Below are 20,176 nucleotides of genomic sequence, written 5' to 3'. Positions count from 1 at the left end.
GGGGGTCAGGCCGCGTCGCGCCGCTGGTCGAGGCGCACATGGGCGAAGGCGTCGCGCAGCACCTGCGGCCCCGCCCCCGGCCGCGCCGCCTCGGTCGACAGCACCTGCCGCCAGCGTCGCGCGCCGGCGAGGCCGTGGAACAGCCCGGTCATGTGCCGCGTGACATGGGCGAGCCGCCCGCCGGCGGCGATGTGGCGCGCGCTATACTCGGCCATCCGCTCGATGATGTCCGCCCAGTCGGGCGCGCGCGCCGGCTCGCCGTAGAAGCGCGCGTCGACCTCGGCGAGCAGGCCCGGCTCGTGATAGGCGGCGCGGCCGAGCATGACGCCGTCGACGCCCTGCGCCAGATGCGCTGCCGCCTCGTCCAGCGTGCGGATGCCGCCATTGATGCCGACGAAGCGGCCGGAAAGCCGCGTCTTCAGGCGATAGACCCTGCCGTAGTCGAGCGGCGGGATGTCGCGATTCTCCTTCGGCGACAGGCCCTCGAGCCACGCCTTGCGCGCATGCACCCACAGCGCGTCCGCGCCGGCCGCGAACACCGCGTCCGCCAGCCGGTCGAGCGCCGCCTCGACATCCTGCTCGTCGACCCCGATCCGGCACTTGACCGTCACCGGCACCGACACCCTCCCCTTCATCGCCGCGACGCATTCGGCGACGAGGTCGGGCGTCCGCATCAGACACGCCCCGAACGTGCCGGACTGGACGCGGTCCGACGGGCAGCCGACATTCAGGTTTATCTCGCCATAGCCGAAGCCCTCGCCGATGGCCGCCGCCTCGGCAAGCTTGGCCGGCTCCGAGCCGCCGAGTTGCAGCGCCACCGGATGCTCGACCGCGTCGAAGCCCAAAAGCCGCGCCCGCGCGCCGTGGATGGCGGCATCGGCCACCACCATCTCGGTATAGAGCAGCGCCCGCCGCGTCAGCAGGCGATGGAAGAACCGGCAATGCCGATCCGTCCAGTCCATCATCGGCGCGACGGCAAGTCGGTGGGGCGGATAGGTCATGGTCCTCGCATCGTGGCGCGCGGGTCGGCGCGTTCGCCCTCTCTTTGCACAGTTCCAGCCAGAAGGCGACCGCCGGCGTCCATATGCCCCGGCCGTCCATATACGTTGAGCAAACCGCCCCGCTCTGCTAGGAGGCATCGCATTCCTTCCATCAGTCAGGACGAGCCCCATGATCCCGCGTTACTCGCGCCCCGAAATGGTTTCCATCTGGTCGGCCGAGACCCGGTTCCGCATCTGGTTCGAGATCGAGGCGCATGCCTGCGACGCGCTGGCCGAGATCGGCGTCATCCCCGCCGAAGCCGCCCGCACCATCTGGGAAAAGGGCGGCAAGGCCGAGTTTGACGTCGCCCGGATCGACGAGATCGAGCGCGAGACCAAGCACGACGTCATCGCCTTCCTGACGCATCTGGCCGAGTTCGTCGGACCGGACGCGCGCTTCATCCATCAGGGGATGACCTCGTCTGACCTGCTCGACACCTGCCTCGCGGTCCAGCTTTCGCGGGCGAGCGACATCCTGCTGGCCGACATCGACGCCCTGCTCGCGGCGCTGAAGAAACGCGCCCACGAGCACAAGGACACCGTCACCATCGGCCGCAGCCACGGCATCCATGCCGAGCCGACCACCTTCGGCGTCAAGCTGGCGCTGGCCTATGCCGAGTTCTCGCGCTGCCGCGAGCGGCTGGTCAACGCCCGCGCCGAGATCGCCACCTGCGCCATCTCCGGCGCGGTCGGCACCTTCGCCAACATCGACCCGCGCGTCGAGGACTATGTCGCGAAAAAGCTCGGCCTGACGCCAGAGCCGGTCTCGACGCAGGTGATACCGCGCGACCGCCACGCCATGTTCTTCGCCACGCTCGGCGTCATCGCCTCGTCGATCGAGCGGCTGGCCATCGAGATCCGCCACCTCCAGCGCACGGAAGTGCTTGAAGCGGAGGAATATTTCTCGCCCGGCCAGAAGGGCTCGTCGGCCATGCCGCACAAGCGCAACCCGGTGCTGACCGAGAACCTGACCGGCCTTGCCCGCATGGTGCGCAGCTACGCACAGCCGGCGATGGAGAACGTCGCGCTCTGGCACGAGCGCGACATCTCGCACTCGTCCGTCGAGCGCATGATTGGCCCGGACGCCACGATCACGCTCGATTTCGCGCTGGCGCGGCTGACCGGCGTGATCGAGAAGCTGGTGGTCTATCCGCACAACATGGAAGCCAACTTGAACAAGTTCCGCGGCCTCGTCCATTCGCAGCGCGTGCTGCTGGCGTTGACGCAGGCCGGCGTCTCGCGCGAGGACGCCTATCGCCTCGTCCAGCGCAACGCGATGAAGACGTGGGAACGCGGCGCCGATTTCCTCGAGGAGCTGCTCGCCGACGAGGAGGTGCGCGCCGCGCTTTCGGAAGACGATATCCGGGAAAAGTTCGACCTCGGCTACCACACCAAGCATGTGGACACGATCTTCAGCCGCGTCTTCGGCTGATCACGAGAGCGATCACGCCGTAGGCTGCTCCAGCGAATCGACCAGCGCCTGCACCGCGGCGCGCGCCGCCTCCAGCGCCTCCGGCGAGCGCGCCCGCACCACGAGCTCGGTCCAGAACGAGCCGTCGAGATATTTCGGGTAGGACCCGATGATCGTCTCGGGATGCGCCTTCTGGATCTCGCCGAGCGGGCCGCCGATGATGCCCTCGCCGAACGGGCAGTGGATCGTGGCCGAGACGAGCTTCTGCCCCGTCTCCAGCGTCGGCACCACATTGTCGAGCATCGCCTGGAAGATCGCCGGCACCCCGGCCATGACATGGACGTTGCCGATACGGAAGCCCGGCGCCACCGAGACGGGATTGTCGATCGCGACCGCCCCGCGCGGCATGCGCGCCATGCGCTTGCGCGCCGCGTTGAACTCCAGCCCCCTGCCCGCGTAGTGCGCGGCCAGAAGCGCGTAGGAGGCCGGATCGTACTCGCACGGCACGCCGAACGCCTTGGCTACGGAATCGGCGGTGATGTCGTCATGCGTCGGACCGATGCCGCCGGTGGTGAAAACGTAGGCATAGCGCGCCCGCAGCGCGTTGACTGCGGCGACGATCTCGTCCTCCTCGTCGGGAACGATGCGCACCTCCTTGAGGTCGATGCCGATCGCCGTCATCACGTCGGCCAGATGGCCGATGTTGCGGTCCTTGGTGCGGCCGGAAAGGATCTCGTCGCCGATGACGATCATCGCGGCGGTCATGATGTCGGCCATGGCGCAATCCTTCTGGCGGGCGGTCGAGAGCGCCCTGCTCTAGCGCCGTGCGCTGCGCGCGGCAATCGCCAAAGCGCAGATTGCCATCCCGCCGCCACCGGGTAAGGTGCTCCCGCCGCTTTCGGGGAAATCACGCAGATGCTCGCCACGCTCACCGCCATCGCCGCCGCGCTGCTCGCCGCCGTCCTCCTGGTCGCGACCTACTACTTCCAGGCGACGCGCCGGATCAGCCGCGACGCCGAGCATGCCGTGCCGCCGCGCGGCCGCTTCGTCGCCGTCGAGGGCTGCGACATCCACTATGTCGAGCGCGGCGAGGGCCGGCCGATCCTGTTCATCCACGGCCTCGGCGGCACGCTGCATCATATGCGCCGGCCGCTGATGGAGGAGTTCGGCGACGGCTACCGGCTGATCGCCCTCGACCGGCCGGGCTCGGGCTATTCGACCCGGCCTTCCCGCTTCGACGGGCGACTCAGCGAGCAGGCGCGGCTGATCGCCGGCTTCATCGACGCGCTCGCTCTGGAGCGGCCGCTGCTGGTCGGCCATTCGCTCGGCGGGGCGGTGGCGCTGGCGACGACGCTGCTTTATCCCGAAAGGATAGCGGGCCTCGCCCTCATCGCGCCGCTGACGCAGCACGAGGACAAGGTCGCGCCCGAGTTCCGCGGGCTCGACATCCCCTCGCCGCTGCTGCGCCGCATCGTCTCCGAAACGCTCGCGGTGCCGACCTCGGTCAAGATGGCCGCGCAGACGCTGGATTTCGTCTTCGGCCCGCAGAAGCCGCCGCACGACTACGCCGTGGCCGGCGGGGCGATGGCGGGCTTGCGGCCGAGCCATTTCTTCGCCACCTCGACCGATCTGGTCGCCCTGCGCCACGACATGCCCGGCATCGGCACCCGCTATGGCGAAATCGGCGTTCCCGCCGGCATCCTGTTCGGCAGCGCCGACCGGGTGCTCGACCACAAGCGCCACGGCACCGGCATGGAAGGCCGCATAGCCGGCCTCGACATCGAGATCATGGAAGGCGTCGGCCATATGCCGCAATATGCCGACACGAGCCGTGTCGTCGCCTTCATCCGCCGCATCGCCGAGCGCGCCTTCGCCGCTTGATCCCAGTGCTTGATCCCAGTGCTTGATCGCGGGCGCGCCGTCCTCTAACAACGCTCCAGAAGCCTTTGGTTTTCGTGACAAGGGCAAGCGATTTTGCGCCGGGTGCGGAGTGCCCAGCATCGGCGACAAAAGGCGGACGTGGCGAAATTGGTAGACGCAGCAGACTTTAGATCTGGAGTGCCCGCGGGGAAATCCGCGGAGTAGAACCGCTCAAAGTCGGGGAACGCTAAGGGGCAACAACCCCAGGCCAATCCCGAGCCAAGCCCCTTTTCGGGGAAGGTGTAGAGACTGGACGGGCGGCGCCTAAAGCCTTCGGGCCATGGCGAAGGGACAGTCCAGACCACGAACGCCATAGGGCGGCGGCGAAAGCCGAAGTGGTACGAAAATCTGCTTCTCTGTGAGAGTACGGGTTCGAGTCCCGTCGTCCGCACCATTCGCCAGAATCGACAGGCCGACCTCCGCCAAGCCCCCGCTTCGCGCTTCAGCCCGGCTTCAATCCCATGCGCGCGGCATGCCACGACGCCTCGGCACGCGAGGAAATGCCGAGCTTGCGGTAGATGGATTTGAGGTGGGTCGCCACCGTGGTCTCGGCCATGCCGAGCTGCATGGCCACATCGGCGTTGCGCAGGCCGCGGCTGATGAAGGCGAGCACTTCCTTTTCGCGGGCGGTCAGTTCGCCATCTTCGTTGGCGGCCGGTCCGGTATGGCGAAAATGCTCCATGAGGCGTTGGGCGATCGACGGGGAAAGCGCGGGTATGCCCTCGGCGAGCTGGGAGAGCTGCCGGGATATGCGTTCGGCCGGCTGCTCCTTGAGCAGATAGCCGTTCGCGCCGACCGACAAGGCGGCGACGATGTTGGCGTCATCGCCCATCACCGTGGTTATGACGCAGAGCGCCTGCGGCCGGGTGGTCCGAAGTTCGCGCAGGACGTCGATGCCGGACCCGTCGGGGAGGCCGAGATCGATCAGGGCGACATCCGGACCGGCGCGCCGGATTTCGGCCAGGGCGGCCCGCACGCTGTCGGCATGGACGATCGCGCAGCCCGGAAACGCTTCGCCGGCGATCACCGCCAGCCAGCGGCTGGTCTCCATGACGTCCTCGACGATCAGAACATTGGGCATGCCGGTCAACCTCGTCTGGACGAAAACACGACGCTGAGCCGCGTTCCGGGATCGGCCTTGCCGATCTCGAAGCTGCCGCCGAGCGCGTCGATCCGGGTACGGATGCTGGCAAGGCCGTTGCCCCGGCCGTCATCGCCATCCTCGATTCCGCGGCCGTCGTCGCAGACGGCAACCGACACCTGCCCGCCGCGGCAGGTGACGGCGATCGACACGGCGGTCGCGTCGGCGTGGCGGATGACGTTGCTCACCGCCTCGCGGATGATGGAGCACAAGGTCTGGGCGATGGCGGGCGGCATCGTCGTATCGTTGTCGTCGGCGGTCTCCCATTTCAGGTCGACCCCCTCGGCCTCGAGCCGCTCCGTGGTTTCGATGCGAAGCTCCGCCAGCGTCTCGTCGAGCGGCCGCGCCGTTCCGAAGGCGTTGTTGATGATGATGCGGAAGTCGGTCAGGGCGTCGCGGATCATCGCGTTCTTGCGGCCCTCGCCGGTGCTGTGGAGCGCGCTGAGCAGCTTGGCCCCGATATTGTCGTGCATGTCGCGGGAAATGCGGGCGCGCTCCTCGGCAACGCCTTCATCACGCGCCTGCCGGCTGCGGATGGCATGGTCGAGCATCACGCACAACTCGCGCGCCAGCTTCTGGTCGTCGCGGGAGAACAGCTTGCGCCCGGCATGGGCGTAGGCGAGCGTGACCGGCCTGACATCGCCGAAGCCGGGCAACGCCAGCGACAGGCCGTCATCGCGGATCGCGGCTCCGGCCGGCATGTTCTCCGCGGCGGCAACCTCGATGCGCAGAGGATTGAAGGCCCGCGCGAGCAGGGCCGCCCAACGTGCGTTCTGGTCGGCGCCGGGGGGTGACAGAGCCACGTCGACGGTTTGCTGGAACAGGGCGCCGTGGTCGATGGCGCGCCCGACGATGCGCCGGTGCAGGGCGTCGCGCAGCGGGAGATAGAGCAGCGCCACCACCATCAGCGACACGCCGAGGGCGGGAACACGATCGAGCGACAGGACGAAGATGAGGAAGGCATCGAGCAGGACGAGCAGCAGCGCGCCGGCGACATAGAACAGGACGCCGAAGGCCCAGCGCTCCAGCTCGAACAGCCGGTAGCGGGCGACGCCGATGGCGACGCCTCCATACACGATGATGAACAACAGGAAAGCAGGAGCCTGGGCGAGCGCGGGCTCATAGCCGAGCACGTTTGGCAGCACGATCAGCGAGATGAAGCTCCCCGCGCCGAGACAGACGGAGAGCGCGAACCAGCGCAATGCCGCTCGCGTCACCGGGTCGTCCCGCGTCAGGCGATATTGCATCACGGCGGCCGGAAAGAACAGGAGCATCAGGATCAGCGCCGGCAGATGGAAGCCGAACGGCGGGCCGTCGAAGACGATCCAGGCGGTGTCGGCGACCCACGAGGCACCGACCACGGCGGCCAGCGCGACGAGCGCGGCCGGCGGGACGAGCCGGTGCGGATAGACGTAGAACAGCGCCACCATGGCGACGCCGAATGTCAGCGCGCCGAAATGGTCCGTTGCCGCAAGCCAGCGGAACAGCGCCGGATCGAGCGCCAGTTCGCGCGTGCTGTAGATCGCGGCGGGGAAGATCATGATGAGGAGCCCGGCGCCGCCGATCGCCATGAGCCAGCAGCTCAGTTCGCGAAGGCGCAGGCTCCAGACCCAGGCGCCGATGAGAAAGCCCGACACGCCGGCGAACATCTGCGCCCAGAACGCCAGCGGCAGCGAAGTGAGCGGGCGGCGCGGCGCGGGCGCGATCGTCTCGATCGTCGCGCCGTCCGGCCGCAGCCCCAGCGAGACGGTCGGCTCGAGAAGCCGTTCGCGCAACTGCCCTTGCCGCATCAGCAGGCGTTCGTAGGCGGCATAGTGCTGAGCGTGTCGGGTTCCTCGACCAGATCGTTCGGCTCCAGCGGCATGCCGCCCACCGAGTGGAGGATCTGGCCGGGCCGGATGGCAGCCGCCGGGCTGCCCGCGGCGACATGGGCGATGCGGATCGCGGTGCCGGAGGGGTGTCGCTCCAGGCGAAGGCCGAGCCAGGGCTGGCTCACCGCGACATAGACGACGGCAAGCGCCAGCATGGCGGCGCAAGCGGCCGCGATGCTCATGACGATGGTGGGCGTCGTCGCCTTGGAAAATGCCGCCGTCGCCGATCCTCCCCTTTGCCCTCCGGGCAATCTAGCCGCAATTTCCGCCGGTTTCAGCTCCCCTGAACGGGGGATGGCGCGAAGGCGGGAACTGCCGCCTTATCGTCGAGGGAACCTGGCGCGGGACCGCTGCCGGGCTGTTTTCGACGAGGGGCCCCTATGCGTTATCGAATCCGAACCACCCGCCTGCTTGCCTGCACCGCGCTCGGCGTATCGTCGGTCGCGCTGGCGGCTGCCGCGGCGGAGCTGCTGCCGGTCACGCCACCGGACGAGAAGGGCGTGATCGTCGGCGGCGTCTCCGCCGACGGTTCGGTGGTCGTCGGCACCCTCAACCCCTGGTCGGCCACGTCTCGCAGCGGCTTCGTGTGGACCCAGCCCGACGGCATGAGCCTGATCGGCAATGCCACGCTCGGCGGTACATATACCCAGAGGTTCACGGCGACGGGCGTCTCGAACGATGGCGGCGTGATTGTCGGCCAGGCGTCCGTCGACATGTTCGGCGAAACCGGCGCGTGGTCCCGCGGCTATATGTGGACGGAGGCCGGCGGTTTTGTCGATCTCGGCACTCTCGATGGCCACGCCACGTCGAACGCGTTGGGTGTTTCGGGCGACGGGCAGGCCGTAGTCGGCCTGTCATACGATCTTTACGGGGTAGCCCGCGGCTTTCGCTGGACGCAGACTGACGGCATGGGCGATATCGGCGAATTCTCCGCCGGGTATCCCTTCATGGCCGCCAGCTATGACGGTTCGGTCGTGGCCGGCAACACGGCGAGCGGATATTTGTCGCGCGCCTCGGTCTGGACGGAAGCGAGCGGCCAGGTCGAGAATCTGCCCTTGCTCAACGGCGGCAACCAATCCGTTGCGCGGGACATCTCCGACGACGGGCGGGTCATCGTCGGTCAGGCCCACAACGGCGCGAGCGGCAAGATGCACGCCGTGCGGTGGGTTGACACCGTTCCTCAAGACCTGACGACACCGGGCTCCGGCCTCGGCGACAACTACTCCTTCGCCTTCGGCGTTTCCGGCAATGGCGACGTGGTCGTGGGCGAGACCCAGATCGACGGCACGACGACGATGCGCGGCTTCCGCTGGACGGAGGGCGATGGCATGCAGACCGTCGAGGACTGGCTGCGCGACAGCGGCGCGACGATTATTAAGGACATCACATATGCCGCCCGCGCGACCAATTGCGACGGCAGCGTCGTGGTCGGCGAAACCGGCCCGGCGACCGGCGAGAACCAGATGTTCATCGCGCGCGGCAACGGCACCGGGTCCGCCGGCTGCGGCGGCACGACAGGCGGCGGCGACACCGGCACGCCACCAGCGAACCCGACCCTGCTGGCGCCGACCGGCGAGCATGCGTCCATCATGGCGGGCGCCGTTTCCGCAGACGGCTCGAAAGTGGTGGGAACCCTCTCCCCGTCGTCCTCCACGGCCGCGCGTGGTTTCGTCTGGACCGAGAGCGGGGGCATGGCCAACATCGGTGGGGTGCCGGATGGAGGGGCGGGGTCGAGCAACTGGTTCACGGCGACCGGGATATCCAATACGGGCGACGTGATCGTCGGCTCTGCCGGCAACGATCTGCTAGGCTCGCCCTTGACGGGAAAGCGCGCCTATCTGTGGTCTGCGGCGGGCGGCTTCCGCGATCTCGGGTCGCTCGGCACAAACAATTCGGACGCCTGGGGCGTGTCGGGTGACGGAACCGTGGTCGTCGGAAGCGCAGCCGATGCCGGCGGGCAAACGCACGCATTCCGCTGGGATGAAGACGACGGCATGCAAAGTCTCGGCGAGCTGAGTGGCGAGACATCGGCCGCAGCGCGTGCCGCCTCTTACGACGGCGCGGTTATCGTCGGCACGTCGCAGCTGGGCGTCCTTCCCCAAGCCTTCCGGTGGACTGCCGATACGGGCATGACTCCGCTTGAGAATCCGGAAAAGCCCGACTGGGCGACGGTAGAAGCGCGTTCCTGGGCCGTGGACGTGTCGGACGATGGCCGCGTCATCGCCGGCAATGCCGGTGTCTATAGCTACAACGCGGTGCGCTGGGTCGACGGCGCCTTGCAGGAGCTTGGCCACCTTCCGGGCGCCTATCCCGGCTATGTCGGCGCCTCCACGGCGTACGGGATTTCCGGCAACGGGCTCGTCGTCGTGGGCGAGGCCGACGACGGCGACATTGCGGGCAAGCACGGCTTTCGCTGGGCCGAGGACACGGGGATGATGACCGTGGAAGACTGGCTGAGAGACAGCGGGGCCACGGTTGTCGGCAATGTCACTCGAATCGCCCGCGCGGCCAGTTGCGACGGAAGCATCGTAGTGGGCGAAACGCGCGACGACCGGCTTTTCGTCGCCCGCGGCAACGGCACCGGGGCCGCGAGTTGCGATGGCACCACAGGTGGCGGAGACACTGGCGGTGGTGATACGGGCGGTGGCGATACGGGCGGCGGAGACACCGGTGGCGGGGATACCGGTGGCGGGGATACCGGCGGAGGGGACACCGGCGGCGGGGATACCGGTGGCGGGGATACCGGCGGCGGCGGCGGCACTGGCGGCGTGGGCGTTATCATCGTCGATGAGTTCAACGCCAGCCTGGCGGATGCCGGCGTGGCCAACGTCGCCACGCTCGGCAATGTCAATCTTCTTCTCAACGGCGCGGGGAGCCGTCCGCTCGACCGCCGCGCCGCCCCCGGCAAGACGATCGCCTGGATCGGCGGCGATTGGGGCCGCATCGACGGCAGCGGCGATGATGGCCGTATCGGCATCGGCGAGATCGGCGTCGGCTACAATTTCGGCGCTGTGCAGATCAACGCGGCGGCGGGCTTCACGCGCTTCGATCAGGCTCTAGGCCTCGGTGGGCGGGCCGATCTTTCCGCCGGCTACGTGAAGGTGGAAGCCCTCTCCCGGCTCTACGCCACCGACAATGGCGGGTTGTGGGGCGCCCTTACCGCCTCGGGCATGTGGGGCAGCGCCGACTTTACCCGCAACTACATGAATGGGGGCGTCATCGATTCCTCGTTCGGCTCCACGGACGCCTCCGGCTATGGGATACGCGGGCGTCTGCAATGGGAAAACGCCATCCAATATTTCTCGCCCTATGCCGACCTCTCCTATTCGAGGGGATGCTTCGACGCCTATAGCGAGACTGGCGGCGGTTTCCCGGCCGCGTTCAACAAGCTCTGCGACACATCGACCGAACTGCGCTACGGCTTCGACGCCACATATCCCCTCACCGGTGCGTTCCGGCTGATCGGCACGCTGGAAGGCGTGCATCGTTTCGAGGACAAGAGCGCCAATGTGACCGGCCAGGTGACCGGCCTCTATGCGTTCGATCTCGGCGGCGCCACCTACCAGCAGGACTGGCTTCGACGCTTTCGGTCATGGGAAATGCCACAACGCAGTCGGACGGGCCAGATGCGTGGATCGCCGCCAACTGGCGCGTGACCTTCTAGTCGGGCCTGAGGCGGATCTGCTGCATCCGTTGCAGGCAGGTCCGCTTTCGGTCGGGCGCTTGCGCCCTCACCCGCCAAGGGCTCGACTCCTGTGGTGAGTTCCACGTCGCCATGCCGGAGCCCTTCGCCCGCTGGCACCATCTACTCGCTCACGCCGAGCGCGCTTCGCGCGCCGGCTTCGCGGTCGCGGCCCTTGTTTCCGTTCGTGGTCGCCGCGGGCCATTTGTTCGCCGGGCGCGAATAGGCTACCGATAGGCGGGAAACCGCCACGTCGTTCAATGAGCCTTCTTCGTATCCGCGCATGACAGCCAAGCCCGCCCTGCCCTGGGACAATCCCCGCTTCCGCAACTGGATCGCGCTGGTGCGCGCGGAGCGCGCGGTGGTGCGCGAGTTGACGAGGGCGCTCGCGCCGCTCGACCTGAAGATCGGCCAGCTCGACGTCCTGATGAACATCTACCGCCATCCCGGCTCGTCGCAGCACGAGGTTGCCCGCAAGCTGCTCGTCGGCCGCTCCTCGATCACCATGCTGGTGCCGCAGCTCGTCGCGCAGGAGCTGATCCACCGCGAAAGCGATGCGGCCGACAAGCGGATCATGCGCCTTCACCTCACGGCGGAAGGCGAGAAGCGGCTGATGGCGGCGCTGAAGCTCTATTGCGGCATTCTCGACCGGGTGATGGCGCAATCGACCGTCGCGGAGTGCGACGCCATGGGCGAGCAGATGCGCCGCATCGAGGCGATCCTCGGCCCCGACGAGTAGCTTTCCGCCCCTCAGCGGCGCTCGCGCGACAGGCCCTTGGCGGCCAGTTCGTCGAGATAGGACTGCCAGCGTTCGTCCTTCTCGCGGCCGAGCGTCATGAAATACGACCAGGTGAAGATGCCGCTTTCGTGGAAATCGTCGAAGACGATGCGCACCGCGTAGTTGCCGACCGGCTCGATGCGGGCAATCGCGACGTCCTTCTTGCCCGGCACGGTCACGCGCTGCTCGGGCGAGTGGCCCTGCACCTCGGCCGAGGGCGACAGGACGCGCAGCAGCTCGGCCGTGAACTCGAACGGGGGCTCGCCCGGAAAGGTCACGGCAAGCAGCCGTCGGTCCTTCGACACGCGCAATTCGGACGGTGCGGTCATGGGAGTTCCCCCGGAAACGCGGATCGGGGTGGGCATCGCGCCGCCCGGCGCTCAGGCGGCGTCGGCGGCGGCGCGCGCCTCGGCCAGCGCCTTCAGGTCCGCCGGCTTCAGCTCCACCGATTCGCCGCAGCCGCAGGCCGACGACTGGTTCGGGTTGCGGAAGGTGAAGCCGGTCCTGAGCTTCGTCGTCTCGAAGTCCATCTCGGTACCGAGCAGGAACAGCACGGCCGCCGGCGCGATCCAGACCTCCGCGCCCTCGCGCTCGATGTGGTCCTCGCCCGCGACCGGCTCGGTCACGAGGTCGACCGTGTATTCCATGCCGGCGCAGCCGCCCTTCTTGACGCCGACGCGGAGGCCGAGCGCGCCCGCGCGGCTGGCCACGATCTCGCGCACGCGCGCCGCCGCGGCGTCGGTCATCGTCATCACCTGGAACCTGCTCATCGCCTTCTCCAAAAGCCGCCGGTTCAAGGCCGGCGCAATGGTCGTTCCCCCATCAAGATGGGAGAGATTGCGCCGGAGCGCAAGACGGTCGTCACAAGACGGGTCAGTACCAGCCGACCGCGACGCGGGCCTCCTCGGACATGCGGTCCGGGCTCCATGGCGGGTCGAACGTCATCTTCACCGCGACGCCCGACACGCCCTCTACCGCGCCGACCGCGTTCTCGACCCAGCCCGGCATCTCGCCGGCGACCGGGCAGCCCGGCGCGGTCAGCGTCATGTCGATCTTGACCGAGCGGTCGTCCTCGATGTCGATGCGGTAGATCAGGCCGAGCTCGTAGATGTCGGCCGGGATCTCCGGGTCGTAGACCGTCTTCAGCGCGCCGATGATGTCGTCGGTCAGCCGTACCAGCTCGTCCTCGGGGATCGCCGAGGCGGAGAAGACCGAATCGGCCGGCGCGCCGGCGTCCTCTGTGTCGTTGCGGGTCTCGTCCATCGTCGTCATCCGAAAAATCCTCGCGCTTTTTCCAGCGCCTCGGCCAGAACATCGATCTCGGCCCTGGTATTATACATCGCAAACGAGGCGCGGCAGGTCGAGGTCACGCCGAAACGCTTCAGCAGCGGCTGGGCGCAATGAGTGCCGGCGCGCACGGCGACGCCCGAGCGATCGATCAGCATCGACACGTCATGGGCGTGGATGCCCTCGAGCTCGAAGGAGACGATGGCCCCCTTGCCCGGCGCGTTGCCGAAGATGCGCAGCGAATTGATCGCGCGCAGCCGCTCATGCGCGTAGGCCGTCAGCTCCGCCTCGTGCGCGGCGATGCGCTCGCGGCCGATCCGCTCCATGTATTCCAGCGCCGCGCCCAGCCCGATCGCCTGCACGATCGGCGGCGTGCCGGCCTCGAAGCGGTGCGGCGGCTCGTTATAGGTCACCGTCTCCTCGGTGACGGTCTCGATCATCTCGCCGCCGCCCTCGAAGGGCCGCATCTCGGCCAGCCGGTCCTTGCGGCCGTATAGGACGCCGATGCCGGACGGGCCGTAGACCTTGTGGCCGGTGAAGACGTACCAGTCGCAGCCGAGGTCCTGAACATCCACCGGCATGTGGACGGCCGCCTGGCTGCCATCGACCAGCACCGGGATGCCGCGCGCATGGGCGATGCGGACGATCTCCTTCACCGGCGTCACCGTGCCGAGCGCGTTCGACATGTGGGCGATCGCGACGAGCTTCGTCCGCTCCGTCAGGCATTTCTCGAACGCGTCGAGATGGAAGACGCCCTCGTCGTCCACCGGCGCCCACACCAGCTTGGCGCCCTGCCGCTCGCGGATGAAATGCCACGGCACGATGTTGGAGTGGTGCTCCATGATCGACAGGACGATCTCGTCGCCGGCGCCGATATTGGGCATGCCCCAGCCATAGGCCACGGTGTTGATCGAGGCGGTGGCCGAGCGGGTGAAGACGATCTCGTCAACGCTTCCCGCGTTGAGGAAGCGGCGCACCGTCTCGCGCGAACGCTCATAGGCGTCGGTCGCGGCGTTCGACAGGAAATGCAGGCCGCGATGGACGTTGGCGTATTCGTTGGAATAGGCGTGGGCGACCGTGTCGATCACGACCTGCGGCTTCTGGGCCGACGCGCCGTTGTCGAGATAGACGAGCGGCTTGCCGTAGACGGTGCGCGACAGGATCGGGAAATCCCGGCGCACTGCCTCGACGTCATAGGCCGCATGCTCCACGATCTGGTCCATCTGCGCCACCGATCATCCGTGCGTGGCGAACCACTGGTCGAGCTTGTCCTCGAGCGCCGCCACCAGCGCCTCGTCCTCCAGCTCCTCGACGATCTCGGCGAGGAACGCCTTGATCAGGAGCCCGCGCGCCTGCTTCTCGTCGACGCCGCGCGCCATAAGGTAGAACAGATGGTCGCGGTCGATCTCCGTCACCGTCGCGCCGTGGCCACAGGCGACGTCGTCGGCGAAGATCTCCAGCTCCGGCTTGGTCGAGAACTCGGAATCGTCCGACAGGAGCAGCGTGTTGCAAGCCATGCGCGCGTCGGTCTTCTGCGCGATCTGGGCGACCCTGATCTGCCCCTGGAACACACCGTGCGCGCGGTCGGTCGCGACGTTGCGGACGATCTCGGTCGAGGTCGTGTGCGGCGCCGAATGGTCGAGCACCATGGTCACGTCGCAATGGGTCTCGCCGCCGAGCAGGTTGACGCCGCGAAGCTGGAAGTCCGAGCCCTCGCCGGCGGCGTCGACGCGCACTTCCTGGCGCACCAGCTTGCCGCCCGCATTCATGATGAACAGGGTGAGCTTCGCGTCCTTGCCGAGCGTGGCGTTGAACTGGCCGAGATGGGTCGCCGTCTCGGCCTGCTCCTGGACGATGATCCAGAGAATTTCGGCGCCCTCGCCGAGGTCGAGCGAGGAGACGGAGCTGATCAGCGCCGCGCCCGAGCCGGCCTGCCGCTCGATGACGGTGGCCTTCGCGCCCGCGCCGACCGTGACCGGGAAGCGGGCATGGACCTGCCCGCCGGCTTGCAGGTTCTGGATCTCGATCGGCGAGGAAATCTGCGCATTGTCAGCGATTGTCAGGCCGAAGCCGTCGGCGGCGAAGGCGGCGTTGATCGCGCCGATGGCGTCGTCCCGGTCGACCGGGGCCATCGCGGCGCGGGCGTCGCCCGCCGTCAGCAGCGCGCCGAACGGCACGATCTCGACGCCCTCGATCCGCGGCGCAGGCAGCGCCTCGCCATTGGCGACGCGCAGCACGGACGAGCCCTCGATCAGCGCGCGCGGCGCCTCGGGCTTGGCCGCGGGATCGAACGCCGGCACCGTGGCGAGAAGCCGGCGCAAATCCGTATAGTGCCACGCCTCGATGCGGCGGGTCGGCAGGCCGGCCTTCAGCCGCTCGACGGCGTTGTCGCGGGTCAGCGCGATGTCGGCGTCGCCCGGCAGCTCGGAGATGCGCTCCGCGAACGCCTCGACCAGCGCGGTCTCGGCCGGCGTCAGCACGGGGCTGGAATGGATGTTCATCGCGCCCTCCTTACGCCGCCTCGCCGATCACGCCGGCATAGCCCTCGCGTTCGAGGTCGAGCGCGAGGCTCTTGTCGCCCGACTTGATGACCTGGCCGCGATAGAGCACATGCACGCTGTCCGGCACGATGTGCTCGAGCAGGCGCTGGTAGTGGGTGATGACGAGGAAGGCGCGGTCCGGCGCGCGCAGCGCGTTGACGCCGTCCGAGACGATCTTGAGAGCGTCGATGTCGAGGCCGGAATCGGTCTCGTCGAGCACGCACAGCTTCGGCTGCAACAGCTTCATCTGAAGGATTTCCGCCCGCTTCTTCTCGCCGCCGGAAAAGCCGACGTTGAGCGGCCGCTTCAGCATGTCCATGTCGATCGAGAGCGAGGCGGCCGCCTCCTTCACGCGCTTCAGGAATTCGGGGATCTTCAGATCCTCCTCGCCGCGCGCCCGGCGCTGCGCGTTCATCGCAACTTTCAGGAATTCCATGGTCGGAACGCCGGGTATCTCCATCGGATACTGGAAGGCGAGGAAGATGCCGGAGGCGGCGCGCTCGGCCGGGTCCATCTCGAGGATGGATTCGCCGTTGTAGAGGATGTCGCCCTCGGTCACCTCGTAATCGTCGCGCCCGGCGAGAATGTAGCTGAGCGTCGACTTGCCGGAGCCGTTCGGCCCCATGATGGCGGCGACCTCGCCGGCCTTCACGGTCAGGTTCAGGCCGCGGATGATCTCGGTGCCGTCCTCGGCGATGCGGGCGTGCAGGTTCTTGATCTCAAGCATGGTATGTCTTCCTGAATAGTCTTGCCGGCCGGTTGGGTCTGTCGGCCTCAGCCGACCGAGCCTTCGAGCGAGATGCCGATCAGCTTCTGCGCCTCGACGGCGAACTCCATCGGCAGTTCCTGGATGACTTCCTTGACGAAGCCGTTGACGATCAGCGCGATGGCTTCCTCCTCGGGAATGCCGCGCTGCATGACGTAGAACTTCTGGTCGTCGGAAATCTTCGAGGTCGTCGCCTCGTGCTCGATCTGGGCCGACGAGTTCTTGGCCTCGATATAGGGCACGGTGTGCGCGCCGCAGTCGTTGCCGATCAGCAGCGAGTCGCAGTTGGTGAAGTTGCGCGCGCCCGTGGCCCGGCGGTGGACCGAGACCTGCCCGCGATAGGTGTTCTGCGACTTGCCGGCCGAGATGCCCTTGGAGATGATGCGGCTCGACGTGTTCTTGCCGAGGTGGATCATCTTGGTGCCCGAGTCGATCTGCTGGTGGCCGTTCGACACGGCGATCGAGTAGAACTCGCCACGCGAATTGTCGCCGCGCAGGATGCAGGACGGATATTTCCAGGTGATCGCCGAGCCGGTCTCGACCTGCGTCCACGAGATCTTCGAGTTCTTGCCGCGGCAGTCGCCGCGCTTGGTGACGAAGTTGTAGATGCCGCCGAGACCCTCGGCGTCGCCCGGATACCAGTTCTGCACCGTCGAATACTTGATCTCGGCGTCGTCGAGCGCGACGAGCTCGACCACGGCGGCGTGAAGCTGGTTCTCGTCGCGCTGCGGAGCGGTGCAGCCCTCGAGATAGGAGACGTACGCCCCCTCCTCGGCGATGATCAGCGTGCGCTCGAACTGGCCGGTGTTCTTCTCATTGATGCGGAAATAGGTCGACAGCTCCATCGGGCAGCGCACGCCCTTCGGCACGAACACGAACGAGCCGTCGGTGAACACCGCCGAGTTCAGCGTCGCGTAGTAGTTGTCGGTCGTCGGCACGACGGAGCCGAGATACTTCTTCACCAGCTCGGGATGCTCGCGGATCGCCTCCGAGATCGAGCAGAAGATGACGCCGGCCTTGGCCAGTTCTTCCTTGAAGGTGGTAACGACGGAGACGGAATCGAACACCGCGTCCACCGCGACGCGGCCGGAGGCGTAGACGTTGTCGTTGGCCGTCTCGCCGTCGCCGGCATCCTTCTGCACGCCGGCGAGGATTTCCTGCTCCTTGAGCGGGATGCCGAGCTTCTCGTAGACGCGCAGCAGCTCAGGATCGACCTCGTCGAGCGACTTCGGGCCGCTCTGGTTCTTCGGCGCGGCGTAGTAGTGGATGTCCTGGAAGTCGATCTTCGGGTACGACACGCGCGCCCAGGTCGGCTCCTCAAGCGTCAGCCAGCGACGGAAGGCGTTGAGCCGCCATTCCAGCATCCATTCCGGCTCGCTCTTCTTCTCCGAGATGAAGCGGATGATGTCTTCGTTCAGCCCCTTCGGGGCCTTGTCGGTCTCGATATGGGTCTCGAAACCGTATTTGTACTGGTCCACGTCGATCTTGCGGACCTGCTCGATCGTTTCCTGCACGGCAGGCATCGGCGTTCTCCATCCTCGCCGGGTTCAAGGCCCGGCAGTTGTCGAAATCGCATAAGGCCGCGTCTTTGTCGCGGTATGCGCTCTATATAGGCGCTCGGGCCGGAAATACACCGGCCCCGCGCCCGGATCAGGCCGCGTTCACCCGCGCGGCCCTACGTTCCATCATCTTCGCCAGCGCCGCCCGGAAGGCGGCAAGCTCGGCCTCGCCCGTCTCGCGCCCGATCGAGACGCGCAGCGCGCCGAGATCGCTCTCGACGCCCATCGCCTTCAGCACGTGGCTCGCGCCGACCTTGCCCGACGAGCAGGCGGAGCCGGCCGACAGCGAAACGTCGGCGAGATCGAAGGCGATCTGCGCCGTCTCGGCCTTCACCCCCGGCACGGAGAAGAACAGCGTGTTGGCGAGGCGCTCAGATTTGCTCCCGTGGATCGCGGCATCGGGCGCGAGCTCGAGCAGGACCGCCTCGAACGCGTCGCGCCGCGCCCGCATCGCGTCCATGTCGCCGAGGCCGGCGAGCGCCGTGCGCGCCGCCGCGCCGAAGCCCGCGATGGCGGCAACGTTCTCGGTGCCGGGGCGATGGCCCTTTTCCTGCCCGCCGCCGCGAATCAGCGGCGCCGGCATCATCAGGTCGGTGACGCCGACGAAGGCGCCCGCGCCTTTCGGCCCACCGATCTTGTGCGAGGTCAGGATGAGGAAATCGCCGTATCCATCCGATATGTCTATAGGAATACGCCCAACTGCCTGCACCGCGTCGACCACCAGAACCGCGCCGTGCGCCTTGGCGATCCGCGCGACCTCGCGCACCGGCTGGATCACGCCGGTCTCGTTGTTGGCGGCATGGATGGCGACGAGCGCCAATCCCTCCTCGCGGTCGTGGCCGATGAGCAGCGCCTCCAGCGCGCCGAGATCGACGACGCCGTCGCCGTCGACGCCGACGACCGTGATCGCCTCCGGCGGGAACCGTCCGCCCGAGAGGAAGCAGGGATGATCGGTGGCGCAGACGATGAGCCGGGCCATCCGCACCGGCGCGCGACCGAGCCGCCATTCGGGCGACAGGAGCGTCGAGGCCGCTTCCGTCGCGCCCGAGGTGAACACCACGTGCTCGGACTTGCCGCCGACGAGGGCGGCGACGTCGCGCCGCGCCTGCTCCACCATGCGGCGCGCCTCGCGGCCGTCGGCATGGACGGACGAGGCGTTGGCGCCCGCCTCCAGCGCGGCCAGCACCGCCGCGCGCGCTTCAGGCAGAAGCGGGGCGCTGGCGTTGTGGTCGAGATAGGCGCGCTTGCCGGTCATTCAGGCGATTCCGTTTCCCTTGCGGGTTGTCCGCGCGGTCGGTCGGCGTTTTTCCTTGAAATTGCAAGGCCAGCCGTCCTATTTACCCGCTCTGCCAACAGGCTGGCTACCGGCTTGCCTGTTTTGAACTGTTCTAAACTGGCTTCTACGGCGACGATCCTTCCGCGTCAAGTCCGGCGAGCGTTCCGCTCCGGCCGGACCGGCGGTCGAAACCCGGCGAACCCGTTGTGCATTGGAGTTGGTATGCCCGAGGTAATTTTCGCAGGTCCGGCCGGCCGTCTCGAGGGCCGCTACCAGCCCTCCAGCCAGAAGAACGCTCCGATCGCGATCGTGCTGCACCCGCATCCGCAGTTCGGCGGCACGATGAACAACAAGATCGTCTACGACCTGTTCTACATGTTCCAGAAGCGTGACTTCACCACGCTGCGCTTCAATTTCCGCGGCATCGGCCGCAGCCAGGGCGAGTTCGACCACGGCACGGGCGAGCTCTCCGACGCGGCCGCCGCGCTCGACTGGGTGCAGTCGCTGCATCCCGATTCCAAGAGCTGCTGGGTCGCCGGCTATTCCTTCGGCGCGTGGATCGGCATGCAGCTGCTGATGCGCCGGCCCGAGATCGAGGGCTTCATCTCGGTCGCGCCGCAGCCCAACATCTACGACTTCTCGTTCCTCGCCCCTTGCCCGTCCTCCGGCCTCATCATCCATGGCGACGCCGACAAGGTCGCCCCGGCCAAGGACGTGCAGACGCTGGTCGACAAGCTGCACACGCAAAAGGGCATCACCATCACCCAGAAGACGCTGCCCGGCGCCAACCATTTCTTCTCCAACGACGCCGATCTCCTGATCGAGGAGTGCGCCGACTATCTCGACCGCCGGCTGGCGGGCGAACTGGCCGATCCGCGCCCCAAGCGCCTGAGATAGGGAGGCCG

At 67.6% G+C, this 20,176-nt stretch carries 18 protein-coding genes; 5 read left to right on the top strand and 13 right to left on the bottom strand.

The window, feature by feature from the left end:
* Positions 1-5: 5 nt before the first annotated feature.
* Positions 6-1,001 carry a tRNA dihydrouridine(20/20a) synthase DusA gene (dusA, locus tag M9945_RS17045; protein WP_367945534.1) on the bottom strand — a complete coding sequence of 332 codons (996 nt, stop codon included), beginning with the start codon at positions 999-1,001 and terminating at the stop codon, positions 6-8.
* A 169-nt stretch (positions 1,002-1,170) separates the two neighbouring features.
* Between dusA and purB the strand changes: the two genes are divergently transcribed.
* Complete coding sequence (gene purB, locus M9945_RS17040) at positions 1,171-2,472, top strand: adenylosuccinate lyase (RefSeq protein WP_367945533.1); 1,302 nt, start codon at positions 1,171-1,173, stop codon at positions 2,470-2,472.
* Positions 2,473-2,484: 12 nt separating this feature from the next.
* Here the strand turns inward: purB and M9945_RS17035 are convergent, their stop codons facing one another.
* Entirely contained in the window at positions 2,485-3,228 is a 744-nt protein-coding gene (locus M9945_RS17035) for a competence/damage-inducible protein A (RefSeq protein WP_367945532.1), read from the bottom strand.
* Positions 3,229-3,366: 138 nt separating this feature from the next.
* Here M9945_RS17035 and M9945_RS17030 point away from each other — a divergent pair, with 138 nt between their 5' ends.
* Positions 3,367-4,332 carry an alpha/beta fold hydrolase gene (locus tag M9945_RS17030; protein ID WP_367945531.1) on the top strand — a complete coding sequence of 322 codons (966 nt, stop codon included), beginning with the start codon at positions 3,367-3,369 and terminating at the stop codon, positions 4,330-4,332.
* A 481-nt stretch (positions 4,333-4,813) separates the two neighbouring features.
* On the opposite strand, the gene M9945_RS17025 is transcribed toward M9945_RS17030, so the two are convergent.
* The 3 genes from M9945_RS17025 to M9945_RS17015 are packed head-to-tail and all read right to left on the bottom strand — an operon-like array spanning position 4,814 to position 7,634.
* Entirely contained in the window at positions 4,814-5,452 is a 639-nt protein-coding gene (locus M9945_RS17025; protein ID WP_367929511.1) for a response regulator, read from the bottom strand.
* Between the two features lie 5 nt (positions 5,453-5,457).
* Positions 5,458-7,287: a sensor histidine kinase gene (locus M9945_RS17020; protein ID WP_367945530.1), complete on the bottom strand. Its 1,830-nt coding sequence runs from the start codon at positions 7,285-7,287 to the stop codon at positions 5,458-5,460.
* A 14-nt stretch (positions 7,288-7,301) separates the two neighbouring features.
* Complete coding sequence (locus tag M9945_RS17015) at positions 7,302-7,634, bottom strand: hypothetical protein (RefSeq protein ID WP_367945529.1); 333 nt, start codon at positions 7,632-7,634, stop codon at positions 7,302-7,304.
* A gap of 129 nt (positions 7,635-7,763) precedes the next feature.
* Between M9945_RS17015 and M9945_RS17010 the strand changes: the two genes are divergently transcribed.
* Together M9945_RS17010 and M9945_RS17005 are read left to right on the top strand one after the other, a co-directional pair.
* The gene (locus tag M9945_RS17010; protein WP_367945528.1) at positions 7,764-11,039 is read left to right on the top strand and encodes a hypothetical protein; all 3,276 of its coding nucleotides are present in this window, start codon (positions 7,764-7,766) and stop codon (positions 11,037-11,039) included.
* Between the two features lie 309 nt (positions 11,040-11,348).
* The gene (locus M9945_RS17005; RefSeq protein ID WP_367945527.1) at positions 11,349-11,804 is read left to right on the top strand and encodes a MarR family winged helix-turn-helix transcriptional regulator; all 456 of its coding nucleotides are present in this window, start codon (positions 11,349-11,351) and stop codon (positions 11,802-11,804) included.
* 11 nt (positions 11,805-11,815) lie between these two features.
* Here M9945_RS17005 and M9945_RS17000 read toward each other — a convergent pair whose 3' ends face one another.
* From M9945_RS17000 to M9945_RS16965, 8 genes are all read right to left on the bottom strand, one after another.
* Entirely contained in the window at positions 11,816-12,172 is a 357-nt protein-coding gene (locus tag M9945_RS17000) for a gamma-butyrobetaine hydroxylase-like domain-containing protein (RefSeq protein WP_367945526.1), read from the bottom strand.
* Between the two features lie 51 nt (positions 12,173-12,223).
* On the bottom strand, positions 12,224-12,613 hold the full coding sequence (gene sufA / locus M9945_RS16995; protein WP_367945525.1) for a Fe-S cluster assembly scaffold SufA: 390 nt from the start codon (positions 12,611-12,613) through the stop codon (positions 12,224-12,226).
* A 103-nt stretch (positions 12,614-12,716) separates the two neighbouring features.
* Positions 12,717-13,115 (bottom strand): SUF system Fe-S cluster assembly protein, encoded by a 399-nt coding sequence (locus M9945_RS16990; protein ID WP_367945524.1) that lies wholly within the window; start codon positions 13,113-13,115, stop codon positions 12,717-12,719.
* Positions 13,112-14,362, bottom strand: a complete 1,251-nt coding sequence (locus M9945_RS16985; protein ID WP_367945523.1) for a cysteine desulfurase — start codon at positions 14,360-14,362, stop codon at positions 13,112-13,114. Before M9945_RS16985 ends, M9945_RS16990 begins: the two co-directional genes overlap by 4 nt.
* Before the next feature lie 3 nt (positions 14,363-14,365).
* Positions 14,366-15,631 (bottom strand): Fe-S cluster assembly protein SufD, encoded by a 1,266-nt coding sequence (sufD, locus tag M9945_RS16980; RefSeq protein ID WP_367945522.1) that lies wholly within the window; start codon positions 15,629-15,631, stop codon positions 14,366-14,368.
* Positions 15,632-15,641: 10 nt separating this feature from the next.
* Positions 15,642-16,397, bottom strand: a complete 756-nt coding sequence (sufC, locus tag M9945_RS16975) for a Fe-S cluster assembly ATPase SufC (RefSeq protein WP_367945521.1) — start codon at positions 16,395-16,397, stop codon at positions 15,642-15,644.
* Between the two features lie 47 nt (positions 16,398-16,444).
* Positions 16,445-17,959 carry a Fe-S cluster assembly protein SufB gene (sufB, locus tag M9945_RS16970; protein ID WP_367945520.1) on the bottom strand — a complete coding sequence of 505 codons (1,515 nt, stop codon included), beginning with the start codon at positions 17,957-17,959 and terminating at the stop codon, positions 16,445-16,447.
* 127 nt (positions 17,960-18,086) lie between these two features.
* Positions 18,087-19,250 (bottom strand): cysteine desulfurase family protein, encoded by a 1,164-nt coding sequence (locus M9945_RS16965; protein ID WP_367945519.1) that lies wholly within the window; start codon positions 19,248-19,250, stop codon positions 18,087-18,089.
* A 243-nt stretch (positions 19,251-19,493) separates the two neighbouring features.
* Here M9945_RS16965 and M9945_RS16960 point away from each other — a divergent pair, with 243 nt between their 5' ends.
* Entirely contained in the window at positions 19,494-20,168 is a 675-nt protein-coding gene (locus M9945_RS16960) for an alpha/beta hydrolase (RefSeq protein ID WP_367929499.1), read from the top strand.
* Positions 20,169-20,176 lie beyond the last annotated feature (8 nt).

The sequence above is a fragment of the Aquamicrobium sp. genome, assembly GCF_023954335.1.
Taxonomy (GTDB): domain Bacteria; phylum Pseudomonadota; class Alphaproteobacteria; order Rhizobiales; family Rhizobiaceae; genus Aerobium.
The sequence above is the reverse complement of the archived record's forward strand: the minus strand, read 5'-3'. Positions and strand labels throughout refer to the sequence as shown.

Coding starts and splice junctions, on each gene's coding strand:
- sufA (WP_367945525.1), bottom strand. CDS start 12,613: ATGAGCAGGTTCCAGGTGATGACGATGACCGACGCCGCGGCGGCGCGC.
- dusA (WP_367945534.1), bottom strand. CDS start 1,001: ATGACCTATCCGCCCCACCGACTTGCCGTCGCGCCGATGATGGACTGG.
- M9945_RS17035 (WP_367945532.1), bottom strand. CDS start 3,228: ATGGCCGACATCATGACCGCCGCGATGATCGTCATCGGCGACGAGATC.
- M9945_RS17005 (WP_367945527.1), top strand. CDS start 11,349: ATGACAGCCAAGCCCGCCCTGCCCTGGGACAATCCCCGCTTCCGCAAC.
- M9945_RS17025 (WP_367929511.1), bottom strand. CDS start 5,452: ATGCCCAATGTTCTGATCGTCGAGGACGTCATGGAGACCAGCCGCTGG.
- sufC (WP_367945521.1), bottom strand. CDS start 16,397: ATGCTTGAGATCAAGAACCTGCACGCCCGCATCGCCGAGGACGGCACC.
- sufD (WP_367945522.1), bottom strand. CDS start 15,631: ATGAACATCCATTCCAGCCCCGTGCTGACGCCGGCCGAGACCGCGCTG.
- M9945_RS16990 (WP_367945524.1), bottom strand. CDS start 13,115: ATGACGACGATGGACGAGACCCGCAACGACACAGAGGACGCCGGCGCG.
- M9945_RS17030 (WP_367945531.1), top strand. CDS start 3,367: ATGCTCGCCACGCTCACCGCCATCGCCGCCGCGCTGCTCGCCGCCGTC.
- purB (WP_367945533.1), top strand. CDS start 1,171: ATGATCCCGCGTTACTCGCGCCCCGAAATGGTTTCCATCTGGTCGGCC.
- M9945_RS17000 (WP_367945526.1), bottom strand. CDS start 12,172: ATGACCGCACCGTCCGAATTGCGCGTGTCGAAGGACCGACGGCTGCTT.
- sufB (WP_367945520.1), bottom strand. CDS start 17,959: ATGCCTGCCGTGCAGGAAACGATCGAGCAGGTCCGCAAGATCGACGTG.
- M9945_RS17010 (WP_367945528.1), top strand. CDS start 7,764: ATGCGTTATCGAATCCGAACCACCCGCCTGCTTGCCTGCACCGCGCTC.
- M9945_RS16965 (WP_367945519.1), bottom strand. CDS start 19,250: ATGACCGGCAAGCGCGCCTATCTCGACCACAACGCCAGCGCCCCGCTT.
- M9945_RS16960 (WP_367929499.1), top strand. CDS start 19,494: ATGCCCGAGGTAATTTTCGCAGGTCCGGCCGGCCGTCTCGAGGGCCGC.